21 protein-coding genes and 1 pseudogene are annotated in these 23860 nt (G+C 72.9%); 9 read left to right on the top strand and 13 right to left on the bottom strand.

The features are described from left to right. Positions 1–2 precede the first annotated feature (2 nt). The 7 genes and pseudogenes from Prum_RS52920 to Prum_RS42405 form a co-directional block, all read right to left on the bottom strand. Complete coding sequence (locus Prum_RS52920; protein ID WP_246278469.1) at positions 3–2150, bottom strand: transglutaminase-like domain-containing protein; 2148 nt, start codon at positions 2148–2150, stop codon at positions 3–5. Continuing rightward, positions 2147–2884, bottom strand: coding sequence for a DUF58 domain-containing protein (locus Prum_RS42425; RefSeq protein WP_218577632.1), 738 nt, complete (start codon positions 2882–2884; stop codon positions 2147–2149). Before Prum_RS42425 ends, Prum_RS52920 begins: the two co-directional genes overlap by 4 nt. Continuing rightward, positions 2779–3273, bottom strand: coding sequence for a hypothetical protein (locus Prum_RS50265; RefSeq protein ID WP_218577631.1), 495 nt, complete (start codon positions 3271–3273; stop codon positions 2779–2781). The genes Prum_RS42425 and Prum_RS50265 overlap by 106 nt, the downstream gene beginning before the upstream one ends. 2 nt (positions 3274–3275) lie before the next feature. Further along, positions 3276–4222: pseudogene (locus Prum_RS42420) on the bottom strand (AAA family ATPase). Continuing rightward, entirely contained in the window at positions 4219–6054 is a 1836-nt protein-coding gene (locus tag Prum_RS42415) for a fibronectin type III domain-containing protein (protein WP_218577630.1), read from the bottom strand. The pseudogene Prum_RS42420 and the gene Prum_RS42415 overlap by 4 nt, the downstream one beginning before the upstream one ends. Before the next feature lie 52 nt (positions 6055–6106). After that, a complete protein-coding gene (locus tag Prum_RS42410; RefSeq protein ID WP_173082905.1) occupies positions 6107–7366 on the bottom strand; it encodes a sensor histidine kinase in 1260 nt (419 codons plus the stop codon). Between the two features lie 11 nt (positions 7367–7377). After that, on the bottom strand, positions 7378–8073 hold the full coding sequence (locus Prum_RS42405; RefSeq protein WP_218577629.1) for a response regulator transcription factor: 696 nt from the start codon (positions 8071–8073) through the stop codon (positions 7378–7380). A gap of 37 nt (positions 8074–8110) precedes the next feature. On the opposite strand from Prum_RS42405, the gene Prum_RS42400 reads away from it, so the two are divergent. From Prum_RS42400 to Prum_RS42385, 4 genes are all read left to right on the top strand, one after another. Beyond that, a complete protein-coding gene (locus tag Prum_RS42400) occupies positions 8111–9910 on the top strand; it encodes an AfsR/SARP family transcriptional regulator (RefSeq protein ID WP_246278709.1) in 1800 nt (599 codons plus the stop codon). Between the two features lie 4 nt (positions 9911–9914). Next, the gene (locus Prum_RS42395) at positions 9915–10583 is read left to right on the top strand and encodes a helix-turn-helix transcriptional regulator (RefSeq protein ID WP_173082901.1); all 669 of its coding nucleotides are present in this window, start codon (positions 9915–9917) and stop codon (positions 10581–10583) included. Between the two features lie 25 nt (positions 10584–10608). Next, positions 10609–11262 (top strand): winged helix-turn-helix domain-containing protein, encoded by a 654-nt coding sequence (locus Prum_RS42390; protein WP_173082899.1) that lies wholly within the window; start codon positions 10609–10611, stop codon positions 11260–11262. A gap of 90 nt (positions 11263–11352) precedes the next feature. Beyond that, a complete protein-coding gene (locus Prum_RS42385; protein WP_173082898.1) occupies positions 11353–12036 on the top strand; it encodes a hypothetical protein in 684 nt (227 codons plus the stop codon). Here the strand turns inward: Prum_RS42385 and Prum_RS42380 are convergent. The 4 genes from Prum_RS42380 to Prum_RS42365 all read right to left on the bottom strand — a co-directional run bounded on the left by Prum_RS42380 (position 11959) and on the right by Prum_RS42365 (position 16341). Beyond that, positions 11959–13590, bottom strand: a complete 1632-nt coding sequence (locus Prum_RS42380; RefSeq protein ID WP_173082896.1) for an alpha/beta hydrolase — start codon at positions 13588–13590, stop codon at positions 11959–11961. The two genes, Prum_RS42385 and Prum_RS42380, sit on opposite strands and share 78 nt — an antisense overlap. 109 nt (positions 13591–13699) lie before the next feature. Next, positions 13700–14566: an LLM class F420-dependent oxidoreductase gene (locus Prum_RS42375; RefSeq protein ID WP_173082894.1), complete on the bottom strand. Its 867-nt coding sequence runs from the start codon at positions 14564–14566 to the stop codon at positions 13700–13702. A 42-nt stretch (positions 14567–14608) separates the two neighbouring features. Beyond that, the gene (locus Prum_RS42370) at positions 14609–15883 is read right to left on the bottom strand and encodes a hydroxyacid-oxoacid transhydrogenase (protein WP_173082892.1); all 1275 of its coding nucleotides are present in this window, start codon (positions 15881–15883) and stop codon (positions 14609–14611) included. After that, entirely contained in the window at positions 15880–16341 is a 462-nt protein-coding gene (locus Prum_RS42365; RefSeq protein WP_173084775.1) for an acyl-CoA thioesterase, read from the bottom strand. Before Prum_RS42365 ends, Prum_RS42370 begins: the two co-directional genes overlap by 4 nt. Before the next feature lie 67 nt (positions 16342–16408). Here Prum_RS42365 and Prum_RS42360 point away from each other — a divergent pair, with 67 nt between their 5' ends. From Prum_RS42360 to Prum_RS42345, 5 genes are all read left to right on the top strand, one after another. After that, complete coding sequence (locus tag Prum_RS42360) at positions 16409–16771, top strand: metalloregulator ArsR/SmtB family transcription factor (RefSeq protein ID WP_173082890.1); 363 nt, start codon at positions 16409–16411, stop codon at positions 16769–16771. Beyond that, positions 16768–16938: an SRPBCC family protein gene (locus tag Prum_RS54725; RefSeq protein WP_308785419.1), complete on the top strand. Its 171-nt coding sequence runs from the start codon at positions 16768–16770 to the stop codon at positions 16936–16938. The genes Prum_RS42360 and Prum_RS54725 overlap by 4 nt, the downstream gene beginning before the upstream one ends. 11 nt (positions 16939–16949) lie before the next feature. Then, entirely contained in the window at positions 16950–17306 is a 357-nt protein-coding gene (locus tag Prum_RS42355; RefSeq protein WP_308785418.1) for an SRPBCC domain-containing protein, read from the top strand. Between the two features lie 25 nt (positions 17307–17331). Further along, positions 17332–18006 carry a hypothetical protein gene (locus Prum_RS42350; RefSeq protein ID WP_173082888.1) on the top strand — a complete coding sequence of 225 codons (675 nt, stop codon included), beginning with the start codon at positions 17332–17334 and terminating at the stop codon, positions 18004–18006. A gap of 131 nt (positions 18007–18137) precedes the next feature. Beyond that, positions 18138–21353 (top strand): BTAD domain-containing putative transcriptional regulator, encoded by a 3216-nt coding sequence (locus Prum_RS42345; protein ID WP_173082886.1) that lies wholly within the window; start codon positions 18138–18140, stop codon positions 21351–21353. Here Prum_RS42345 and Prum_RS42340 read toward each other — a convergent pair. Then, a complete protein-coding gene (locus tag Prum_RS42340) occupies positions 21348–22961 on the bottom strand; it encodes a dipeptide ABC transporter ATP-binding protein (protein ID WP_173082884.1) in 1614 nt (537 codons plus the stop codon). The two genes, Prum_RS42345 and Prum_RS42340, sit on opposite strands and share 6 nt — an antisense overlap. Continuing rightward, positions 22958–23836: an ABC transporter permease gene (locus tag Prum_RS42335; RefSeq protein WP_218577628.1), complete on the bottom strand. Its 879-nt coding sequence runs from the start codon at positions 23834–23836 to the stop codon at positions 22958–22960. The genes Prum_RS42340 and Prum_RS42335 overlap by 4 nt, the downstream gene beginning before the upstream one ends. Positions 23837–23860 lie beyond the last annotated feature (24 nt).

The raw sequence follows: 23860 nt of genomic DNA, 5'->3' as shown, positions 1-23860 counted from the left end.
CGTCACGGCGGTAGCAGGCTGCGGGGATCGAGCCCGGCCCGCAGCCGCGCCCGCCACCCGCGGCGGGCCAGGCCCCGACGTACCGCCCGCACCGCGGCCCAGGCTTCAAGGCCGTCGCGCTGTCCCGGCGCCGCCGCCCACAGCGCCCGGTCCACAGTGGCGCCCAGCCGACCGATGCCGTCCACAGTGGCCTGATCGGTGACGGCCGCGGCCGCGGTGCCCAGGTCACGCACCGTCATTCCGGCCGATACCGCGACACCGTGCTCGCGCAACCGGTCGCGGACCTCCTCCCACGCGCCCACGACGGCGCCCGGTCCTGGCCGGCGCCGTCGCCGCCAGGTCCGCCCAGCCTTCGCGGCCGGCACGCCGAGCAGCCACACCGCCGCCAGGGCGACCGGGACGCCAAGCAGGTACGCCCACGGCAGCGAGCCGGCACCGCCGCGCGCCCCGCCGGGCCGCGGCTGGCTGACCGGCGGGTCGCGCAGGTCCTCCGGCGCGGGCAGCCGGGACCGCGCCTGGGCCGTCATGGCGGCCAGCCCGCTGCCGGCGGTGGCGCCACCGGCCGAGGCGGTGCCGCTGGGATCCAGCGGCACCCAGCCGATCCCGGCCACCGCGACCTCCGGCCAGGCCAGCACGTCGCCGTTGCGGACCGTGTAGCCGCCGTCCGGGTCCTGCCGGGCGGGGGCGCGGAAGCCGACGACCAGGCGGGCCGGGATGCCCCGGATCCGGGCCAGCGCCACGTACGCGGCGGCGAACTGCTCGCTCGTGCCCCGCCCGCCGCGCAGCAGGAAGTCGGCCAGTTGGGGCCAGGCGTGCCCGGTCGGCAGGTCGTCGCCCACCGCGGTCCGGTAGTTCTCCCGCAGGTGACGCTCCAGCGCCAGGGCGGCCTGGAAGGACGGGCGCACCCCGCGTACGGCCCGCTCGGCGACCGCGGCCACCCCCGGCGGCACGGTCCCGACGCCGCCGAGACCGCCCGGTATCCCGGTGTCGGTCGCGGCGCCCGCCAGCGCCGCCGCGCCGACCTCCGGCTGCCACCAGCTCAGGGTGTACCGCGCGGGGCCGCTGGATCCGGGCAGCAGCAGGGTGCCGTGCCGCTCCTCGACCAGCGGGGAGGCGCCCTGTACGCCGGCCGGCCACGTCTGGGTGGGCAGCCACGGGCCGCCGATGCCGGTGGCATCGATGTGCGCGGACCGGCGGTGCACCGGCACCGTCACCGCGGGGCTCGGCCGCAGGTCGACACCCATCCGCCGATACCGGTCGGAAGATGTCCAGTTGACCCCGTCGAAGGCGTCCAGCACCACCAGCGGCCAGCGGTCCACGCCCGCCGCACCCCGTACCCGGAACGCGGCGACGCCGGGGTGGGCGAGCCGGTAGGCGATCTCGTCGAGCGGGCTGGTCACCGCCGTGTCGGCGAGTGGGGCCGGCCGGTCCTGTCGCAGCGAGTACCGGGCCGGCCCGGCCGGCACCACCGGTCCGGCCAGGACCGCCGCCACCGAGGCCAGCGCGACCGCCGGGGTGACCCGCCGCACGGCCCCCGCCACCCGGCCCGGCCCGGCGGCCGGCGACTCGGCACCGTCCGGCGCCCCACCCGCGGCCAGCAGCAGGGCGGCGGCGGCCCCCGCGTAGGCCAGCGCCGCCACGGTGGCGGGGCCCGCGGGAAGCGGGGCGTAGAGCTGGGTGAGGACCGCGACGGCCAGGCTCGGCGCGAGCGCCGGCAACGGGCCCAGCCGGTACAGCACCTCGATGCCGGCGACGCCGGCGAGCACCACCAGCAGCGGGACGAACAGCAGCAGGTCGGGCTCCGGCCGTGCGGGCCAGGTCGACTGCAGGGTCAGCTGCCAGGAGTCGGTGACGCCGGTGGCCAGCGCCCGCAGCGTCCGCCCGGTGGGCAGCCCGGCCCGCGTGGTCGGCCACAGCGACGTCTCGGCGACGGCGAGGATTCCGGCCCCGGCCAGCAGCACCGGGCGCCAGGCCAGCAGCGCCGCGCGCCGGGCGCACGCCAGCGCGCCCAGCAGCAGCGTCGCCGCCGGCACGCCGACGGGCAGCAGCAGCGCGGCCCAGCCGAACGCCGGCGCGAACAGCAGCGCGGCGATCGCGGTGGCGAGCATCAGGCAGGCCGTGGGCAGGGCGCGCACCGATGCCGTGCTCACCCCAGGACCTCGTTCCAGCGGTGTACGGCCTGGGCGGCGCTGTCCGCGCCGAGGATCCGCACGCCGGGCAGCGCGGCGGGCGTACCCGCGGCGGTCAGGTCCAGGACGACGATCGGCGAGAACCGGTGCCGCAGCGCGGCGAGCTGCGCGGCGCCGGCCGTGACGACCACGAGGCCACCCCCGGCGGTACGGCCGGCGGACAGCGGCTCGGGTACCAGGGCCCCACCGCGCTGCCCGTCCTGGCGGAGCTCGCACAGCTCGTCCAGCAGCAGGCGGGCGGCCCGCACGCCGCCCGGTGTGCGCAGGTCCCGGCCGCCGGAGGTGACCAGCCGGCTGTGGTGTCCGGCCCGGGCGGAGGCGGCCAGCAGGGACGCCGCCAGGTCGACGGCCTCCTCGAACCCGTCCGCGCTCAGCGCGTGCGGGCGGGTGTCCAGCAACAAGGTCAGCCGCGGCTGCTGCGGATCGGCCAGGTCGCGCACCATCAGCCGGCCGGTCCGGGCGGTCGCCTTCCAGTGCAGGTGCCGCACCTCGTCGCCGGGGACGTACTCGCGGACGTCCCGCAGGTCCGCCGACCCCCGCACCGCGTCGGCGGTCGGGCCGTCGTGGTGGTGGCGGGGGTACGCCCCGGTCAACGTCCGCGCCGGAAGCTGCCGGGGATGCACCCACAGCTGCGCGGTCGCTCCGGTGGGGAGCCGGTTGCGGGCCAGCCCGAACGGGTCCACCCGGTGCAGCACCAGCGGCCCGACGGTCGTTCGGCCCGGGTGCCGGTCGGCAGCTCGTAGTGGTAGAACGCCTCGGCGCCGGCCGGCAGCGCCCGTACCCGGATGGTGCGCGCCGCGCCGCCGGCCGCGTCGGTGGCCAGAAAGCCGGGCATCCGCCGGGCGCCCGGGTTGCCCACGCGCAGGCTGGCCAGCGCGGGCCGCCCGCGCTCGACCCGGTCCGGGTAGACCGACCGGCGCACCCGCACGGTCAGGCCACGCACCGTGAGCAGGACCGCGGCCAGCACGGCGCCGAGCAGCGCCGCGCCCAGCGCGCGCAGGAACGGGTAGCCGCCCCACTGCCCGAACGGCAGCAGCACGGCGCCGGCGACGAGCACGGCCAGGCCGCGGCGGGTCAGGCGCACGGTCAGCGACCCGCGCTGGACACCGGCGTGGCAGTGGCGGTGAGCACCTCCGCGACGATCTCGGCGGTGCCGTCCCGGCTCAGCTCCGCCTCCGGGGTCAGGACGAGCCGGTGCGCCAGGACCGGGATCGCCACGTCCTTGATGTCGTCGGGCGTGACGAAGTCGCGCCGGTCGATCGCCGCCAGCGCCTGCGCGGTACGCACCAGCGCGATGCTGCCGCGCACGCTCGCACCGAACCGCACCGCGGCGTGCTCGCGGGTGGCCGCCGCGAGCCGTACGGCGTACTCGCACACGGCCCGGTCGACGTGCGAGGTCCGCACCTGCGCGATGGCCTCCCGCAGCGCGGCCATGTCCACCACCGCCGGCAGATCGTCCGCGGTCCTGCCCGCCTGGCCGTCCATAATCACGCTCACCTCGGCGTCGACGTCGGGATAGCCCACCGAGAGCCGGACCAGGAACCGGTCGAGCTGCGCCTCGGGCAGCCGGTAGGTGCCCTCCAGCTCGATCGGGTTCTGGGTGGCGATGACCAGGAACGGCCGCGGCACCTCGTGCGCCTGCGCGTCCACGGTGACCCGGCGCTCGGACATCACCTCCAGCAGCGCCGACTGCGTCTTCGGCGTGCCGCGGTTGATCTCGTCGGCCACCACGACGTTCGCGAACACCGCACCGGGATGGAAGGTGAACCGCTCGTCCTTCTGGTGGTAGACGGTGACGCCGGTGATGTCGCCGGGCAGCAGGTCCGGGGTGAACTGGATGCGGTTGCACGCGCCGCCGATGCTGCGGGCCAGGCAGCGGGCCAGGGTGGTCTTGCCCAGGCCCGGCACGTCCTCGATCAGCATGTGCCCTCGGCCAGCAGCGCGGCGACCGCCAGCCGTACCAGGTCCGGCTTGCCGCGGATCACCTGCCGCACGTTGTCCGCGATCCGCGCGGCGACGTCCGCCGCGCTCATCCGGAGACCCACAGGTAGTGGTTGGACTCGAGTCCGTCCACGACCACCCACACGCGCGTGCCGACGATGCCGTAGTGGAACGCCTCGAACGTCAGGTTGCCGCTGCCGTCGGTGGTCCGCGCGGCCCCGGGGTTGGTGTAGCTCTCGTGATCCGAGTACGGCGTGACCTGGTAGCTGGTGTTGGCCCGGAACCCCCGCAGCACCACGCGCATCAGCCCGCAGTCCGGCGCCAGGCAGGTCTGGCCGTAGGACTCGGTACTGCCCCGGGACACCGTGACGGTCCGGGTGACCGGCAGCGTCGCCTGCGCGGTCGCGGGTGCGCCACGGCCGGCGCTGTTCTGCGCCGCCACCGTGATCCGGTACGCGACGCCCCGGGCCAGTCCGGCGATGGTGTACGACCGGGCCCCGCCCGGCCGGGTGCTCGAGCCGCCACCGCTGCCGGCGGCGCGGGCCCAGGCGACGCGGTAGGCGCTCACCGCGGCGCCGTTGGCGGCGGCGGCACCCCAGGTGACCACCACGTTGCCGCCCTGGACGGTGGCGCGCAGGTTGGGTGGCATGCCGGGCGGGCTGGCCGGCAGCGCGGGCGGTCCGGTGCTCTCGTCGGTCTCCCGCGACGGTGGCCGGGCGGATCTCGGCGGCGGCTGCGGGCCTTCGCTGGCCTGGGTCGGCGGGGCCGCCGGCGAGGTGGACGGGGCGGCCGGCGTCGGTGAGGTCGCCGCCTGCCCACCGCCGGCCACCGGCACCTGGCCGACGCCGCCGCCGTGGTCCACGACCAGCACGTGCGTGCCCTCGGTGCCGTCGACGTAGACCCGCTCGTCCTCGCCGCGGCTCAGCCTGGGCTCGCCGGCGTCCGGGGGCACCTGAACCTCCCGCAACGGCTGCCCCGAGCCGCTGTACGTGCGCACCGTGTTGCCTTGCCGGTCCAGCAGCACCACCGACGACCGGCTGGCCGACGGCGCCGCGTACGCGCCGTCGGGCAGGTCGACGGTGACCGGCGCGGCGCTGTCCTTGTCCGTGCCGACCGCGGTGGCGTCCACCAGGTACATCCGCTGGCCGGTGGGGTCGAGGATGGCGACCCGGCCGTCCACGTCGGCCGGCGCGACGCGCGCGGTGGGTGGGGCGTCCACCCCGATCCGGGTCGGCCTGCCGAGTCCACCGTCGGTCACCGGACTCAGCGTGTTGGCCGTGGTGTCGACGAAGACGGGACGCTCCCGCACCACGGTGAGGGCGCCGGCGTGGCCGCGTGGCGCGGTGGCCGGGCAGGACATCCGGTCGGCGCCGCGGGCCAGCTTGCAGATCACGCCGGAGTCGACGCGGTGCAGCCACAGCGTGCCGTCCGGGGTGGTGACGGGCTCACCGAGCACGCCGCCGGCGGGGATCGTCGCGGGCGAGTCGCCCAGCCGTACGACGCTGCCGGCCTCCCGGTACACCAGGTAGGGCCCGCCAGCGACCTCGACGGCCACCGGGCGTTCCCCGGTCGGCGGCGTCACCGTCCCCTCGACCGACAGGCTCGACTTGCCGAACTCGACGATCCGGGACTGGCCGACCACGTAGCCGCTGGTGTCGCTCTGGACCACCTGGCTGCCCGGCTCGATGCCGTCCACCTTGGCCTGGGCGTCGACCGTCCCCGCCGAGCCGTTGATGTGGAACACGAGTTCCAGTGCCGGGCTGGCGACCCAGTGCCCGCCGGGCGCGAACCGCAGCCCGGGCCCCGGCCCGTCCGCCGCGGAAACCGCGGCCGTCACGACGACGAGGCTCGCACCGACCAGCAACGCCAACGGCATCTGGGCACGCCGCGCCCAGATGCGGCGGAGGAAACCCAATCCGGTCACACGCCGAGCATAGAAGCAGCCGTATAGATCCGGTCCATAGTGGGTACACGGCTCAGGACTCGGCGGCCGGCAGCACCAACTCGAATATCGCGCCGCCCTCCTCCGCGTTGTACACCCGCAGCGTGCCGCCGTGTGCCTGGGCCACCCAGCGCACGATGGACAGTCCGAGCCCGCTGGACCCGCCGCTGCTGCTGAACCGGTCGAAGCTCTCCCTGGCCACCGAGGCGTCGATGCCCGGTCCGTGGTCGGCCACCATGACGCGCCCGCCCGCGACGGTGATGTGGACGACGGCGGGGGCGTCCGGTCGCCGCCCGTGCCGCAGCGCGTTGTCCAGCAGGTTGCCGACGGCCCGCTGGACCAGCCCGGGGTCGGCGTTCACCTTGGTCGCCGCCACCGTCACCGTGACCTGCGCGTCGCCGGTGGGCGTCTCCTCCACGACGGTGGTGACCAGCTGGTCCAGCCACACCGGCTGGATGGCCAACTGCTCGACCCCGGCGGCCAGCCGCGCGCGCATCAGCAGGCCGTCGATGATCGTGCCCATCCGCGCCGCAAGGTCCACCGCGCGAGCCATCAGGTCGGCATGCTGGTCCGGGTTGGCCTGCGCCGTCTCGGCCAGCGCCCGCAGCCCCGCCACCGGCGTACGCAGGTCGTGCGCGGTGTCGGCCAGGAGCACCTCCTGCTGCTCCAGGGCGGCCACGACCGGCCGCGTCACCCGGCCGGACAGCAGGTGGCCGGCCAACCCGCCGGCGGCGGCCAGCAGCACGACGCCACCGATGACCAGCAGGATCATCCGGTCGTGCCCGTCCTCCTGCCCCGTCGCGTCCGCCACCGCGACGATGGCCCCGATGAACTGCCCGTCGGTGCTGCGAAACGGCTCGACGCCGACCCGTACCAGCTCATCGCCGGTGCCCCGCTCGTAGCTGTGCAGCCGGTAGCCGCTGCGCACCCCCAGCTCGGCGAGGCCGGCCAGCGTCGCGGGATCCACCGGTACGCAGGTGCGCTGGCTGACGTGGCCGGAGAACCGCGCGGCCTCCCCGGGGAGGATCGCGAACTGCGGGCACTGGGTGTTGATCTCGTCCCGGTTGACGAACGTCGTGTTGAGCGTGCCGTCGTACTGGACCAACCGGAGCACGACCGACGTCACCCGAAGCAGCTCCGCGTCCAGCCGCTCCTCCCGCCGCTGCGCGTCTTGGTCGATCAGCAGCCAACCGAGGACGGACAGCCCGATGGTGTTGATGGCGGTGAACAGCGCGGTGGGCCACCAGCGCAGCCGGCGCGACCGGTCCGCCGCCGACCTGCTGCTGTGCTTCATGGTTCGCTCGCTCACGTGCCCGGACGCGGCCCGGCCAGCCGGTAGCCGCGGCCCCGCAAGGTGTGAATCAGCTCCGGTTCGCGCAGCTTTCCGCGCAGCCTGCGCACCACCACGTCGACCACGTTCGACATCGGGTCGGTGCTGCTGTCCCAGCAGTGCTCGATCAGCTCGTCCCGCCCCACGGCCTGCTCCGGCCGCGCGATCAGGTACTCCAGCACGGCGAACTCCTTGGCAGTCAGGGTGAGCAGCACACCCGCCCGCCGCACCTCGCGGCGGGCACAGTCCACCACGAGGTCGGCGTGGCGCAACACCGAGGGTCGGCCGGCGCCGGCGCGCCGGCACAAGGCCAGCACCCGGGACGTCAGCTCCGCGATGGCGAATGGCTTGACCAGGTAGTCGTCGCCGCCGTGCTCGAAGCCCGCCACCCGGTCGGCCAGGCTGTCGCGGGCCGTCAGGAACAGCACCGGAACAGCCCAGCCCTGCTCGCGCCGCCGGTGTACATAGTGGACGGAGTCACCCTCGGGCAGCATCCGGTCGAACACGACGCAGGCGTAGTCGCCGGCGGCCAGTGCCGCGTCGGCGGTGGCGATGTCGACCGCCTGGTCGACCCGCAGGCCGGCGCCGGCCAGATCGGTCGTGACCGCGAGCCGCAGATCGTCGTCGTCCTCGACCACCATCACCCGCACGGTGTGCCGTCCCGCGGGCATGTCATCGGAACCTCAGGTCCGAGGGCCGATCGTGGAGATGGCGCGGGGCTCCGGGTCCGGCGAACGCGAGCGGGAGGGTGCGGCGACGGTGCTGTTCCATGTTCTGGGGCCCCTTGAGGTCCACGGCGGCGACGCGGCGGCATGCCGGCTGGGTGCGGGCAAGCCCGCCACGCTGCTGGCAACCTTGCTGCTGCAGCCTAACGCCTGGGTGGCGGCGGACGAGCTGACCGAGACGATGTGGCCGGAACATGCCGTGCCCGTCTCGGTCCGGGCCAACCTGAAGACGTACGTCTGGCAGCTGCGCCGTCTGCTGCCGGACCACGACGGCCAGCCCCGGTTCGAGCGCCGGGCCGGTGCGTACCGGATCCGGGTCAGGCCCGGTGAGCTGGACGCCCACCGGTTCGGCGAGCTCACCGCCGATGCCCGGCGAGCCGCGGCGGCGAACGAGCCGGACGCGGCGGCGACCCTGCTGGAGCAGGCGCTGCGGCTGTGGCGCGGGCGCCCCTTCGCCGGCCTCGACACCGCCGCGGCCAGGACCGTGTCGAGCCGGCTCGAGCAGCAGCGCGACGAGGCGCGCGAACACCTCGCCGAGCTGCAGGTCGCGCTGGGCCGCGGCGTGGACGCGGTGGCGACCCTGCGGGCCGTCACCGCCGAGGCACCGCTGCGCGAAGGGGCCTGGGTACGGCTGGTGCGCACGCTGCACGCGGCGGGCCGGCGTGCCGAGGCGATCGTCGCCTACCGGCAGGCCCGGGAGGTCCTGTCCACCGAGCTAGGCGTCGAGCCGGGAGCCGCGCTCACCGAGGCGTACCGGCTGGTGGCCGGCGGTACGCCGAGCGGGAAGGTCCGCCGCGAGCTGCCCCGGGACGTGCCGCTGACCGGCCGGGCGCACGAGCTGGCCACCGTCATGCGGGCCGCGACGGGCCTGATGCCCGTGGTGCTGGTCGACGGCATGGCCGGAGCGGGCAAGACCGCCTTCGCGGTGCACGCCGCCCACCGGCTGGCGCCGGCCTACCCGGACGGCCAGTTCTACCTGGACCTGTCGGGCGCCGACCAGCAGGGCCGGCCGGACACGGCGTACACCCTGGAACGGTTGCTGCGCGGCATCGGCGTACCCGCGGCGGCCGTTCCGTCCGATGTGGACGAGCGGTCCGCGCTGTGGCGCTCCGAGCTGGCCGACCGGCGGGTGCTGCTGGTGCTGGACGGCGTGCCCGACGGCGGCCGGCTGGCGCCTTTGCTGCCCGCGGCCCCCGCGTGCCTGACCCTGGTGACCACCGCGAGCCGTGGCTGGCACCTGGACGGCGCGGCGCGGATCGCGCTGCGGCCGTTGGCGCAGGTCGACGCCGCCGCCCTGTTCCGGTCGGCGGCCGGCCGGCGGGCGTTGGCGGAGCCGGCGGCCGTCGCGGCCGTCGTACGCCGCTGCGGTGGCCTTCCGGCCGCGCTGCGCGACGCCGCCGCCCGGCTCCAGTCGCGACCACAGTGGACGGTCCGGCGGCTGGCCGACGAGCTCGACGACGATCCCTGCCGGACGCTGACCGACACCGTCCGCCGCTCGGTCGCCGATGTCTGCCGGCGGTTGGCCGGTGCCGAGCAGGCCGCGTGGCGCGCACTGGGCGACCTGCCCGAGGACTTCGCCGCCGCCGCCGCGGCACCGGCCATGGGCGTCACCGCGGGCGCGGCGCGGGCTGCGATGGAGGCGCTGGTCGACCGCGGCCTGCTGGAGGTCGTCTCGCCCGAGCGCTACCGCAGCCATTGCCTCGTCCGGCATCTCGCCAAGTGCGCCGCGCCGGGGACTGGCCCGTCGAGGACTCACCTACGCGACCACCGCAGGGTGGCGTGAGGCGATGTTGGCTGCCCGCGGTGCCCGCCCGGCGGTGCTGTCGACGCACGCCGGGATCGACGCCGTGCTGTCGGCGGCCACCGGCGACGTGCTGATCACCAGCTCGCTGTACGCGGGTCCCGGCGACCCGATCGGCACGCTGCGCCGCGTCGACTACGAGAACCTGCGCCGCGGAGTGCGCTACCGGGTGCTCTTTCCGGACCGCGCCCGCGCCGTCCCGGTGCTGGCCGCACGGCTGGGCAGCCTCGCGCTGGCCGGCGCCGAGGTACGCACCCTGCCGGACGTGCCCATGGACGCGATGGTCGTCGACGAAGCGCTGGCCATCCTGCCCCACGAGCAGGGCGACGGCCGGCCGGGCGGCGTCGCCATCTTCCGGCTGCCCAGCATGGTGAGCACGATCATCGAGCTGTTCGAGCGGGTCTGGCCAGCGGCGGTGCCCCTCATCGCGTCCGACGTCCCGCAGGGCGCCGAGCTGTCCGAGCGCGAACGGGAGCTGCTGGCGCTGCTCTCGGACGGCTGGACCGACGAGTCCGCGGCGGCCCGCCTGGGCATCTCCGTCCGCACGGTCCGCCGCATGATGTCCACGATCATGAACCGGCTCGGCGCCCGCAGCCGGTTTCAGGCCGGGGTGAAGGCGGCCGACCGCGGCTGGCTCGCACGACGGGCGGGCTGACGGCCGCGCGCTACTGTTTGCGATTGTGCGGGTACTGGTCACCGAGGACGACGCGGCGCTGCGGTTGGCGGTCGACGCATCGCTGCGGGGCGCGGGGTTCGCAGTGGACACCGCGGCCGACCTTCCCCAGGCGGACGAGGCGCTGAGCGTCAACTCCTACGACTGCGCGGTATTCGACCGGATCCTGCCCGGCGGCGACGCCCTGCGGTACGTGGCGGTGCGCCGCCAGGCCGGCTGGTCCATACCCGTGCTGTTCCTCACCGCACGGGACGCCGTGAGCGACCGCGTCGCCGGTCTCGCCTGGGGCGATGACTACCTCGTCAAACCGTTCGCGGTGGCCGAGCTGGTGGTCCGGGTACGCAGCCTGTGCCGGCGCGGCGAGGCCGGCCAGGCCCCCGTGCTGCGACACGCGGACATCGAGCTCGACACCGGCAGGCACGAGGCCACGCGGGCCGGCGCGCCGCTCACCATGACCGCGAAGGAGTTCGCGGTGCTCCGGCGGCTGCTCACCGACGCCGGGCGACCGGTGCCGCGGGACGAGCTGATCGCCGCCGCCTGGGACGAGCTGGTCCCGCCCGCCTCGAACGTGCTGGAGGTCGTCGTCGCCCAGCTGCGCCGCAAGCTCGGGGCACCCGCGGTGCTGCACACGGTGCGCGGCGTCGGTTACCTGCTGCGCTGAGCGTGTCCGCTACCGGCCGACCCGCTTCCCCGGCCGATGCTCCCCCGGCACTCTGGACGCATTCCGAAGACCAGTGCCTGGGGAGCTGACATGAAAGCAACCGCCGCCCTCCTGCTCGCCCTGACCGTCGCGGTGGGCGGCGCGGGCGGTTGTGGTGCGGATACGCCGGTCGACGAGCCCGTCGTCTTCGGTAGCGCCCGACCGGCCGGGACCAAGCTCCCGATCACCGCGCCCGCCGGCACGGTGGTGCCGGCCGAAAGCTGGCCCAGCGCCTGCCAGTTCCTCACCGACGGGGAGATCACCGCGCTGCTGCCGCAGGCGACCGACATCGAACGGGCGCCGCACAAGGTCAAGGTCATCCAGCTCGCCACCAAGGCCCCGACCGCCGCCGAGGGCTCGTGCACGTTCTCGTTCTGGCTCAAGGGCGCCACGATCGAGGACGCCCGCTCCCGGGTCGAGGTCTCCATCGCGGCCCTGGCTGATCCCGACATCGTCACCCGGGCCTACACCAACCAGCTCAGCCGCGACCGCGAGCGGTCGGACCGCCCGCGCGTGGAGGACCACGGCGACCGGTTCGGACCGCAGGCATGTTACAGCTGGCTACAGGCGACCTTCTACCTCGTCTGCCGGCAAGGGCCGCTGATCTTCGAGGTGACCGGCACCGGGTTCGGCACCTTCGCCGGCGTGCCCACCGCCCTAGCGGCCAAGTCGGAGCACTGGCGGGACAAGGTGCAGGCCCCGGTCGCTCAGCTCGTCGCCAGCAAGGTCCCGTGAGGTCGTCCCCGCGAAGGGGATGGCATCCACGCCGCAAACCACGCGCCGGCCGGGGGCCTGCCCGGTGAGCAGGTACCGGCTGACGTGACCGTCCACACAGGAGGACAGGAACAGCGAGGTGTGCCCCCAACCCTCGACCGTGATCAGGGACGACCGCGGCAGCATCCTGGCCGTGCTCACCGCGTCCTGGTAGCGGGTGGCCGGGTCGAAGCGGTTGCCGATCACCAGGACCGTGTTGGCGGTACGCCGGTTGAACGGCCCGGTGTACCGGTCGCCGTCCCGGCCCGGCCAGAACGCGCAGATGCTGGAGCCCCAGTTCCAGATCCGGCCGAAGTACGGGTACTTCTGGTCCGCCCGCCGGGCGGCCCGCGCCCAGGCCGAGACGTGGTCCGGGTTGTCCGTGTCCGCGCACGTGACCCCGGCGAAGCCCTCCTGGACCTGCTCGTACGCCCGCCGCCCCGGCTGGCCGAGCCGGGCCCGCAGGGCGCGCAGCGCCTCGGCCGCCGCTGCCGGCTGGGCCAGCGTGTCGATCTGCTGGAGGAGGTCGGCGAAAACCGGCCAGATGAACGGGTCGAACAGCGCGCCGAGCGTCGAGGCCACCAGGTCGTGGTAGCCGAACGTGATCGTGCCGCCCGCGCCGTCGGGCAGGGTGAGGGCCTGGGCCTGCAGCCGCTTCGCCAGCCGGTCGTACCGCCGCTTCGGGTCGCCCGCCGAGAACGCGCAGTTGTCGCCGCCCCGGTCGCACAGCCGCAGGAACTCCAGCAGCGTCGCGTAGGCGCCCTGCTCGCTGACCAGCCGGGCGTCGACGGGCAGCGTCCTGGCCTGGTCGCCGCGGCCGGTCGCGAAGGACACCGGGTCGATCACCCCGTCGACGATGACCGCGCGGACCCGGTCCGGGAACATGTTGGCGTACGTGGAGCCGATGTAGGAGCCGTACGAGTACCCGGCGAAGGTCATCTTCCGATCACCGACCGCGCGGCGCAGAAGGTCCAGGTCGCGGGCCACGTTCGCGGTCGACATGTGGTCGATGATCGGTCCGGCCCGGCGGGCGCAGGCGGCGGCGTACGTCCGGTTGCTGGCGATCCACGCCCGCTCCTCCGCCCGGGTGAACGGGAACGCGAACGGTGGCAGGGCGGCCAGCGCCTCGTCGGTGGTGTCGAAGCACTGCACCGGGGTGCTGCGGGCGATGCCGCGCGGGTCGAAGCCGACCAGGTCGAACCTGGCCCGCACCTCGGCGGTGTAGAGCCGCTTGCCCTCGATCTGCACGAAGTCCACGCCGGAACCGCCCGGCCCGCCGGGGTTGAGGAACAGCGAGCCGATGCGGCGGGCCTTGTCGGTGGCCGGCAGCCGGGTCAACGCCAGCGTGATCTGCGCGCCCCGCGGCCGGTCGTAGTCCAGCGGCACCTGCGCGGTCGCGCACTCGAAGCCCGGCAGATCAGGCGCGCACGCCCGCCAGACCAGTGAGGGCACGGCCGGGCCGGACGCCGGCCCGGCCACCGCGCCCGCCGGAGCCAGGACCATCGCACCGGCGAGGACGACAGCCAGCACACGCATGCGTACCCCCAGGACCGTTCGTCAACCTTGTCCGAACCTGTCCCAATATAGGGGGTATCGCTCCGGCACGTGTGGCAAACGAACCTCGCGACGAATGGTCAGATGTCGGTCAGATGTCGGCGAGCCGGGGCACGACCCGTTCGGCGAGCTGGTGGACGAACTCGACCGGGTGCCCCTCCGGCATCGTCTGCACCTCGGTCACGCCGAGCTTGGCGTACTCGGCCACGTCCGCGACGAACGCGTCGACGTCGAGCAGGGCCGGGCGGGTCACGAGCACCGTCTTCTCGATGGCGTCGTAGCTGCGGCCCTCCGCCTCGCAGTGTCCACGCAGGACGTTCAACTTGTGCGCCACGTCCGCGGGCGCGGTGCCGAACACGTTGCACGCGTCGGCGTACCGGGCCGCGAGCAGGAGCGTCTTCCGCTCGCCACCGCCGCCGATCATGATCGGCGGGTACGGCCGGCTCAGCGGGGCCGGCACGCACAGCGTCTCCGCCAACTGGTAGTGCTTGCCCTCGAACGGACCGTTGTCCTCGCTCCACATCTGCCGGCAGATCCGCAGCGTCTCCTCCAGGCGCTCGAAGCGCTCGGCCACCGGTACGACCGGCACGCCCAGACCCCGCTGCTCGCGCTCGTACCAGGACGCCCCGATGCCCAACCGGGCCCGGCCGCCGGACAACACGTCCAGCGTGCTGACGATCTTGGCCAGGAGTCCCGGGTACCGGTACATCACCCCGGTGACCAGCAACCCGAGCGTCATCCGCTCGGTCCGGCCCGCCAGGTAGCCCAGCGTCGTGTAGCCCTCGAGCATCGGCTCGTCGGCCGCCGCCATAGCGTCCATCTGGAAGTAGTGGTCCATGACGGTGAAGGACGAGACCCCAGCCTGCTCCGCGACCCGCGCGGTCTCGGCCAGGGTCGGCGCGATCGCCGCCGGGTCGGCCGGCGTGGAGTAATTCCAGTAGTGCAATCCAAGCTTCATCGTTCCGCACGCTACAACTTCGAGCGCGCTCGAACACAAGGGTCAGGTCCAGAGCGTCAGCGAACGGGTGAGGATGCCGGCGATGTCGTCCTCCGTCACCGGCCGCGGCGCGGTGGCCAGCAGCCGCTGCTGCTTCATCGTGCCCGCGACCAGCGCGTCGATGTCCCGCTCGCGGTAGCCGACCGCGCCGATGCCGTTCGGCATCCCGATCGCGCGCATGAGCGAGATCAGTTCCGCGGGCAGCCGCTCGACCGGGTCGCCGGTCCGCCGCGGCGCCAGCAGTTGCGCGGCGCGCAGGTGGCGCTCCGGGCTGGACGCGAAGGTGAAGCGGAACGCCTCCGGGGCGGTCAGCGACACCGCCATGCCATGCGGCACCAGAGGCTCGCCGTCGGGGTAGCCGTCCGGGCGGAAGTCCCGCACACCACCGGCGATCGGGTACGCGTTGGCGTGCGGGAGGTGCACCCCGGCGTTCCCGAAGCCCATGCCCGCGAACGTCGCCGCCATCGCCAGATCGGTCCGGGCGTCGAGGTCCGCACCGTCCGCCACGGCCGCCCGCAGCGAGCGGGCCAGCAGCGCCAGCGCCTTCTCGGACCACATGTCGGCCACCGGGTTCGCGCCGCAGTACGGCACCCGCTCGTGCGGCGCCTTGCGGTCGAAGGCGGTGTACGGCTTGGCCGTGTAGCTCTCCAGCGCGTGGCACAGGATGTCCATCCCGCTGGCCGCCGTCACCTGGGGCGGTTGCGTGACCGTCAACAGTGGATCGACGACCGCGAGCGTGGGGCGCAGGGAGGCGTGACTGATGCCGGTCTTCACCTTGAGGTCGAGCACGTCCAGCACGCAGATCGTGGTGCTCTCCGAGCCGGTACCGGTGGTGGTGGGCACCGCGACGAGCGGTTTGAGTGGCTGCCGCGGGGCCAGTCCGGCGCCCACCGGCGGGTTGACGTACTCCATCAGGTCACCGGGATTGGTGGTGAGCAGGTTCACCGCCTTCGCCGTATCGATGCTGGATCCGCCGCCCACCGCCACGAACCCGTCCCACGGCCCGCCGTGGCTGGCCGCCTCGACGGCGTACCGCAGGGACACGTCGGTGGGCTCCACGTGCACCTCGGTGAAGATCTCGGCCTGGATGCCGTACCCGCGCATCGCCGCCACGATCCGGTGCGGGGAGCCGGTCGCGGCCACCCCCGCGTCGGTGATCACGAGCACGCGCTGAGCGCCGTACTGACCGAGGTCGAAGCCGATCTCGTCGGCCGCGCCCGCACCGAACTTCAGCCGCGGCGCCGCGTACGTGAAAACGGTCTCCCCGCCGGCGGTCATGGCGTCCCCTCGTCCGCGCTGGGTTCCAGCAGCCGCAGTGCACCGCGCACCTGGTCGGGCACCGGGACCGGCTGACGGGACCGGGCGTCCACGTACACGTGCACGAAGCGACCCACCGCCGCCGGCTCCTCCCGGCCACCGCCGAACAGCGCCAGCTGGTACACGACGCTGGACGTACCCAGCCGTTCCAGCCGGATCCCCGCGGTCACCACATCCGGGAAGCGGAGCTCGGCGAAGTAGCGGCAGCGGGTCTCCACCACGAGGCCGATCGCCGGCAGCCGCCGGATGTCGGTGCCGGACGCCTCGATCAACCAGCCGTTGACCGCCGTGTCGAACATCGAGTAGTGGATCACGTTGTTGACATGACCGTAGACGTCGTCGTCCGACCAGCGGGTCGGCAGTTCACGAAGCACCGGAAAGTCCGCGCGGCGCAGGCCGCGCACGTCGTCGCCGTCCATCTGGTCCACCACCGCAGCCTCGCACACACGCTTGCCTGACGCGTAACACGATGGTTACGCTTTCCCGGTGGACGAGGTGGCGGCGGCAATCGCTGACCCGGTGCGGCGCGACATCCTGGTGATGCTGCGCGAGCAGCGGCTCCCCGCGGGGGAGATCGCCGACCGCTTCATGATCAGCCGGCCCGCCGTCAGCCGGCACCTGCGGGTGCTCCGGGAAAGCGGCCTGGTCCGCGACACCCTCGTCGGCCGGCAACGCTTCTACGAGCTGGACACGTCACGGTTCGCCGGCTTGATCGAGTGGCTCGACCAGTTCACCCGGGCCGCCAGCTGGGAGCGCCGCCTCGACGCGCTGGAGACCGAGGTCTATCGCACCCGTCGCGAGCGCCGACAGCGCGGCACGACGGATCAACAACAGGAGAACACGGCATGATCAATCCACCCACCGGCCGGCTCTTCCCGACCGCCGACGGCCACGACCTCATCGTCAGCCGCACGTTCCGGGCACCCATCGAGGACGTGTGGGCCAGCGTGACCGAATCCGACCGCACCGCCCGGTGGTTCGGACCGTGGCACGGCGATGCCGCCCCGGTCACATGATCAAAATGCAGATGGCGTACGAGGATCAGGCACCCTGGTTCGACGTGCGGATCGACGCATGCGACCCACCCCGGCGACTGGCCCTGTCGACGACCGGCGAGTCCGGCAACTGGCGGATCGAGCTGCTGCTGTCGCACACCGACGGTCAGACCGAGCTCCGGCTCGTGCACCACCTCGACACCACCGACGAGATCGGCGAGATGGGTCCCGGCTGGGAGTACTACCTGGACATGCTGGTGGCGGCGCGGGACGGCTTGCCCACGCCCAGTTTCGACGACTACTACCCGGCGATGAAGCCCTACTACGATTCGCTTCGCGCTATCTCCGGCACGCTCGCGAATGTACCAACTCGGCGTTCGCTACGGTGAGCGGATGATCGACGGTGCTCGTAGCTTGCGACAGGGACAGGTCACCGAGGCGGAGGTCCGCGCGGCCGTAGGGATGTTCCGCGAGGCATACAAAGCGAAGCAGGTGATCGCCGCTCTCGCCGAGTTCGAGCACTACGTCACCGACGTGCTGCTTGTGGACGGTGACCTGCACGTGCCCGGCGACCTGGACCTGAGCGACGAGCGGGCCTACCTTCTTGTCGTGCGCGGTGACCTCACGGTCGGCGGCTACTACGGCGACAGCGATGACCCCGAGTCGTTCCTCCTTGTGACCGGCGACATGCGGGCGCGGGACGTGGTGACCGGCGGCTGGCTGGAGGTGCACGGCGACCTGCATACCGGCCGGCTCATCGGCGACTACAACGACTGCTCGGCCTTGATCGGCGGTGACGTACACGCGGAGCTGTTCTACGGCGAGGAGCACTGGTTCACGGTTGAAGGCCGGGTCAACGCGAACGTCGTCGTCGGCAGCCCGCGCATGTCGGGCAAGGCTCCCGCCGGTCTGGAGCTCGACGACGTACGACTGTTGGAATACTTCGACCGCGAGCTGCTGTGCGTCGACGACGACACCGACGACGACGGCTCGCCGCTGGTGGAGGTCGACGGCTTCCAAGACTTCGGCGCCCTCAAACGCCGCGTCTGGGCCGGGCAACCACTCAAGGGGCACGCCGAGCGGACTTAGCCCGCAGGCGGCGAACCTTGTCGCTGGGCAACTGCTGCGCCAAGAGGGGTGCGGTAGAATCCGGTCCGTCTACATAGGTTGCGAGAACGGGCGTAAGCGGCAGATCGTTTCATGTCATCCGGGGTAGCTGCGTGGCTGTACCAGTCCCTTCCGTCCTGCCCAGCGGCGAAGATCCGCCGGCTGGCGAACATTCTCTACAACTACGGATCCTCGGCCCGCTGCGGCTCTGGCGCGACGGTGTCGAACTGGATCCCGGCCCCCGGCAACAGGCATACCTACTGGCTCTGCTCCTGGCCCGCGTTGGCAGGCCGACCAGCACGAGTGAGCTGATCGACCTGATCTGGGGCGAGGACGTTCCCGTCAGCGCCCTCAATGTCGTCCAGAAATACGTCGGCGCGCTGCGGCGGCTACTGGAGCCCACGATCCCCCTCCGTGGCATCGGCTCATACCTGCATCGCCGCGGCAACGCCTACCTGTTCACCGCCGCTGCCGGCACGCTGGACCTGGTCACCTTCCGGGAACTCGTCGATACGGCCAGGGGCGCCCTGGCTCAGCAGCGCCCCGATGCGGCGCTTGACCACTACGTCGAAGCGCTGGGCCTCTGGCGTGGCCCGGCAGGCAACGGAATCGCCAATGGAACAACCGCGGCGCCGGTCTTCGCCGCACTCGACGACGAGTTCTGCGACACCTGCGTAGCGGCGGCCGAACTGGCGGTGTCGCTGCGCCAACCAGAGCGGGTGCTCCCGGCGTTGCAGCTGGCGGCGTCGGTGGCACTGTTGCACGAACCCGTGCAGGCCGGTCTTATCGGCGTCCTCGGCGCGGCCGGACGCCAGGCGGAGGCGCTGTCGGTGTTCCACACGGTCCGCGACCGCCTTGCCGACGAACTCGGCATCACCCCCGGCCCGACGCTGCAGGACGCGCACCGGAGGGTGCTGACGCAGCCCTCCACGTCGCCACCGCCGGCAGGGACGGGCGAGAGCGTGCGGGCGCCCGCGGTCGGCGACCTGGTCGGTCGGACCGAGGAACTCGCCATGCTGCGCCGCACTGTGGAAGGGGCGCTCGCCGGCCGCACAGCGGTCGGCATCGTCGAAGGCGAACCCGGTGTGGGCAAGACCCGCTTGCTCGAGGCTGCCGCCGCCGACGCGGACCGGCGCGGCGCGCTCGTCGTCTGGGGCCGCTGTCTGGAGGGCGACGGAATACCGTCGCTGTGGCCGTGGGAACAGGTGCTGGGCGCGGTCATCGATAGCTTGCCCGCGCCGTCGCGGGAGAAGTGGCTTGCCAGCGAGCTCGGCGGCCTGCTCGAGCCGCGCGACGATGACGCCGCCGCACGAGCTGTTCCCGACAGCAACGCCCAGTTCCGGCTGTTCGAGCACGTCGTTGCGGTCATCGGTCAGGGCTCGACGCAACGGCCGACACTTCTGGTTCTTGACGATCTCCAATGGGCCGACGCCGCCTCCCTGCAGCTCTTGAGCCATCTGGCGGGCCGACTGCCCAACGGCACCTCGATCATCGGCGCATTGCGCGACCGCGCGCCCACACCCGGCTCGGGCCTGTCCCGGGTGCTGGCTGCCGCCAGCCGTCTGCCCGGGCACCGCAGGTTCCGGCTCGGCCCACTCGACCCGTCCGGCGTGGCCGAACTCATCCGCCGCGAAACCGGCCACGATCCAGGCGTCGGCGTCGCCCGCACCATCCACGCCCGTACCGCCGGCAATCCGTTCTTCGTTCGGGAACTGTCCCGGCTGCTCAGCGACAGCGACGCGCTCAACGACGGTGCCGCAACAGCACGGGCCGGGGTCCCGTCCACCGTGCGGGACGTCGTCCGCGATCGGATGGCCGGCCTCGACGACGGCGCGCGCGACCTGCTGCATGTCGCCGCGCTCATCGGCCGCGACGTCGACCTCAGGCTGCTCTCCCGCGCCGCCGCTGTCGATGTCGCGGACTGCCTCGAACGCCTCGAACCGGTGCAAACGCTCGGCTTGCTCGAAGCCACGCCGGAGGACCCATCCTCGTTGCGCTTCGCGCACGACCTGGTCCGCGAGTCGGTCTCCGAGACCACGACGCAACAGCGGGTCACGCGGCTGCACCTGCGCGTCGCAGACGCCCTCGAACTAACCCACGCGGACGACGAGTCCACCATCGAACGCCTCGCCTACCACCTGTGGGCCGCCGGCCCCCTCGCCGACCCGGTGCGTGCCGCGGAGGCGTTGGTGCGCGCCGGCCACCGAGCGGCGAGCAGGTTCGCTTTCGACGCCGCCGATCGGCACTTGCAGTCCGCGGCGCAGATCGCGCAGGCGGCGGGACTCCTGGAAGTGGAGCTGTCCGCCCTTTCCGTGCTCACCGTTGTCGCCAGGCGGCAGGCACGATATTCCAGCCCCACCGTCGAGTTGGTGGAGCGCGCCGCATACCTGGCGGGCAAGCTAGGCCGGGAGGCGGATGCCGCCGACTTCCTCTACGTTCGCCTGAACGCGGCCTATGCCTCCATGGAGAGTGAACGGGGCAGATGGGCTCGCCAACTGTACGAGCTGGGTCAGGCGTCCACCGATCCGGTCGTACGCGTGTCGGCTCGGCAAGCGTGGGGCCTGCACCAGTGGGACATCGGCCAAATCGGCGAGGCGTACCGGTCCTTCAGCGGGAACAACTACTACACCATTTTCGACGGTGTCGTCACGCGGAGCGCGGAGCCCCCGTTTCGCCGTGACATTCCGCCAGGAGGCGGGGCTGGATGGCACGCCGTGATGACCGCGTTGCACGGTGATCCCGACACGGCGCGGACTTTCATCGACACGTGGGACGACCCGGGCGACCCGCACGTGGTCTCGGTCTGGGTCTACTACACCGGCATGATTGCTTCGATGGCCGGTGATGCGACCTTGGCGAGGCGCGCGGTCGAACGGTGGATCGCCGAAAACCTTGACCGCCTCAACACCCAGCGCGACCACTACATACGCCAGTACTGGTGCTGGGCACGTGCCCTCACCGGGGAGGACCCCGCCGGCGCTGCGGCGGAGGCCGAACAACTGCTGGTCGCGACGCTACTTGACCCGCCGCGGTGGGGCATCGCATACCAGTACGGACTGATCGCCGAGATGTGGCTGGCAGCCGGGGTGCCCGACAAGGCCCGCACCGCCCTCGATCGAGCCGACGAGGCCCTCGACGCCTATGGCCAACGCTTCGCCGAAGGACTTCTGCTGCTGCTCCGGGCCCGCCTACTGCATGCCTGCGGCGAGTCCACCGCCGTCGTCCGCGCAGCCGCGCAAAGGGCCCGCGCCCTGTCCACCAAACGCGAGGCCCACCTTTTCGCCGGCCGCGCCGATACATTCCTCGCGGAACTCGACCAGAAATCATGACGTCACCTCTTGGTGGTCGCGACGCCCGGGGATCGCGTCCAGCAGCTGGCGGGTGTACGCGCTGGCCGGGTTGGCGAATACCTCGGCGGTCGTGCCGTGCTCGACGACGCGTCCACGATGGAGCACCGCGACATGGTGCGCCACTTGCGCGACGACGGCGAGGTCGTGCGAGACGAAAAGGTAGCTCAGTCCCAGCTCCCGTTGCAGTTCGGCGAAGAGCGTAAGGATCTGTTCCTGGACCGAGACGTCGAGCGCGGACACCGGCTCGTCGAGCAGGAGCAGCTCCGGCCGCAGCGCCAGCGCCCGAGCGATCGCCACCCGCTGGCATTGCCCACCGGACAGCTCGTGGGGGCGGCGGCGCAGGAACGACCTGGGGAGGCCGACCCGGTCCAGCAGCTCGTCGGCGGCGGCGCGCCGCGACGCGCGGTCGCCGACCCGGAAGCTGACCAGCGGCTCGGTGACCACTTCCTCGACGCTGAACCTCGGGTCGAGGGAGGCGAACGGGTTCTGGTGGACGAGCTGGAACCGGCGGCGCAGCGGGCGCATCTGGCGCCAGCTCAGCCGGGTGATGTCGGTGCCGTCGAAGAGCACCCGGCCGCTGGTTGGGCGTTCCAGCCCGAGCGCGACCCGCAGCGTGGTCGTCTTGCCCGAACCGGACTCGCCCACCAGGGCGAGCGTCTGTCCCTTGGGGACGGTCAACGTGACGCCGTCGACCGCTCGCACGGTGCGGGCGGCCTTGGGCGACCGAGGGAGGGCGAAGTCCTTACTGATGTCCTCGATGCGCAGCAGCGGCGGTGCTGTTGGCACCTCGGTGAAGCGGGGGACGGCTCGGGGCGTGGCGGCGAGCAGCCGTTGTGTGTACGCCTCTCGCGGGCTCACCAGGATGCGCTGCGGTGCACCCTCCTCGACGACTCGGCCGTCATGCATGACGACGACCCGCTGGGCGCGTTCGGCCGCCACGGCGAGGTTGTGCGTGATGATGAGCAGCGATAGGCCGCGCGCGGCCACCAGCCCCTCAAGGTGGTCGAGGATTCGGTTCTGCACGGTGACGTCCAGCGCGCTGGTCGGCTCGTCCGCGATGATCAGCTTAGGATTGCCGGCCAGCGCGATCGCGATCAACGCGCGCTGGCGCATGCCGCCGGACAACTGATGCGGGTACTGCCGGGCCCGCAGCACGCCGTCGTCCAGGCCGGCGGCCTCCAGCGCCGCGACGACCTCGGCGTCCACCGACCGCTTGGTCACGTCGGGGCGCCGGCGCACCACCTCGGCGACCTGTGGGCCGATGCGCAGCGTCGGGTTCAGGCCGACCATCGGGTCCTGCGGCACGAGGCCGACGACGCTGCCCCGGATGGCGCGGAACGCCCGTTCACCGGCGCCGGTCAGGTCCCGCCCGTCCACCTCGATGGTCCCACCGGTGACCCTCGCGGACGCGGGCAGCAGCCCGAGGAGGGTGGATGCGAGCGTGGTCTTGCCGGAGCCGGACTGACCCACGACGGCTACCGTCTCTCCAGAGTGGACGGTCAGATCGAGGTCGCTGACCACAGCGGTGTGCCGGCGCTCCCCTCCGTACACGACCGACAGGCCGCGCACCCGCACGAGCGCGCTCATCGCTGGATCTCCTCGAGGCTCTTGGAGATGTGATTGAGGCTGAAGACGACGAGCCCGAGGAACAGCCCCGGCAGCAGGCTCAGCCAGGGCGAGGTGATCAGGTAGTTGCGGCCCTGCGCGATCAGGGTGCCCCACTCGGCGGCCGGTGGCGGCGCGCCGAGGCCGAGGAAGCTGAGCGCCGACACCATCAAGATCGCGACACCGAAGTCGAGCACCGCGAGCACCAGCACCGGTCCCCACGAGTTGGGCAGGATGTGCCGCACCACCACCCGAAGCCAGGACGCGCCGCCGGTGCGGGCCGCCTCCACGTACGGCAGAGTCTTGACCTTGAGCACCTCGGCGCGGGTGATCCGGGAGAAGCCCGGGAAGATTCCGACCGCCACCGCGATGGCGGTGGGCAGCATCGCGAAGCCGAGCGCGGTCACGATGGTCAGCGCGAGCAGGAGCCGCGGAATGGCGAGGGCCACGTCCACCGCCCGCATCAGCACAGCGTCCACCCACCCGCCGACGAACCCGGAGATCACACCGATCGTCAGGCCGGCGAGCAGGGCGAGGCCGACCGCGCTGAGGGTGGTCCTGATGGTGAGGGTCGAGCCGTACAGGACCCGGGTGAACAGATCCCGGCCGAGCTCGTCGGTTCCGAAGAGATGGACGCCGCTGGGCGCCTGGAGCTTCTGAGCCGGCGCGGTGGCGTACGGGTCGTAGTGCGTGAACAGGCTCGGAAAGAGCGCCGAGACGACAACAAGTAGGACGAACCCGACGGCCATCACCAAGCCCGGGCGGCGCAGCGCCGCCGGCCATCTCCGGCGTCTGGTGTGGACGGCCGGCGCGGCGGTACTCGACTGCCCGGCCTCCACGGCGACGTCGACTGGCACGGCAACCTCCGGCGGTCAGGCTCT

The organism is Phytohabitans rumicis, from assembly GCF_011764445.1.
Lineage (GTDB): Bacteria > Actinomycetota > Actinomycetes > Mycobacteriales > Micromonosporaceae > Phytohabitans > Phytohabitans rumicis.
Note: the sequence above shows the minus strand (reverse complement) of the source record. Positions and strands in the feature narration are given on the sequence as shown.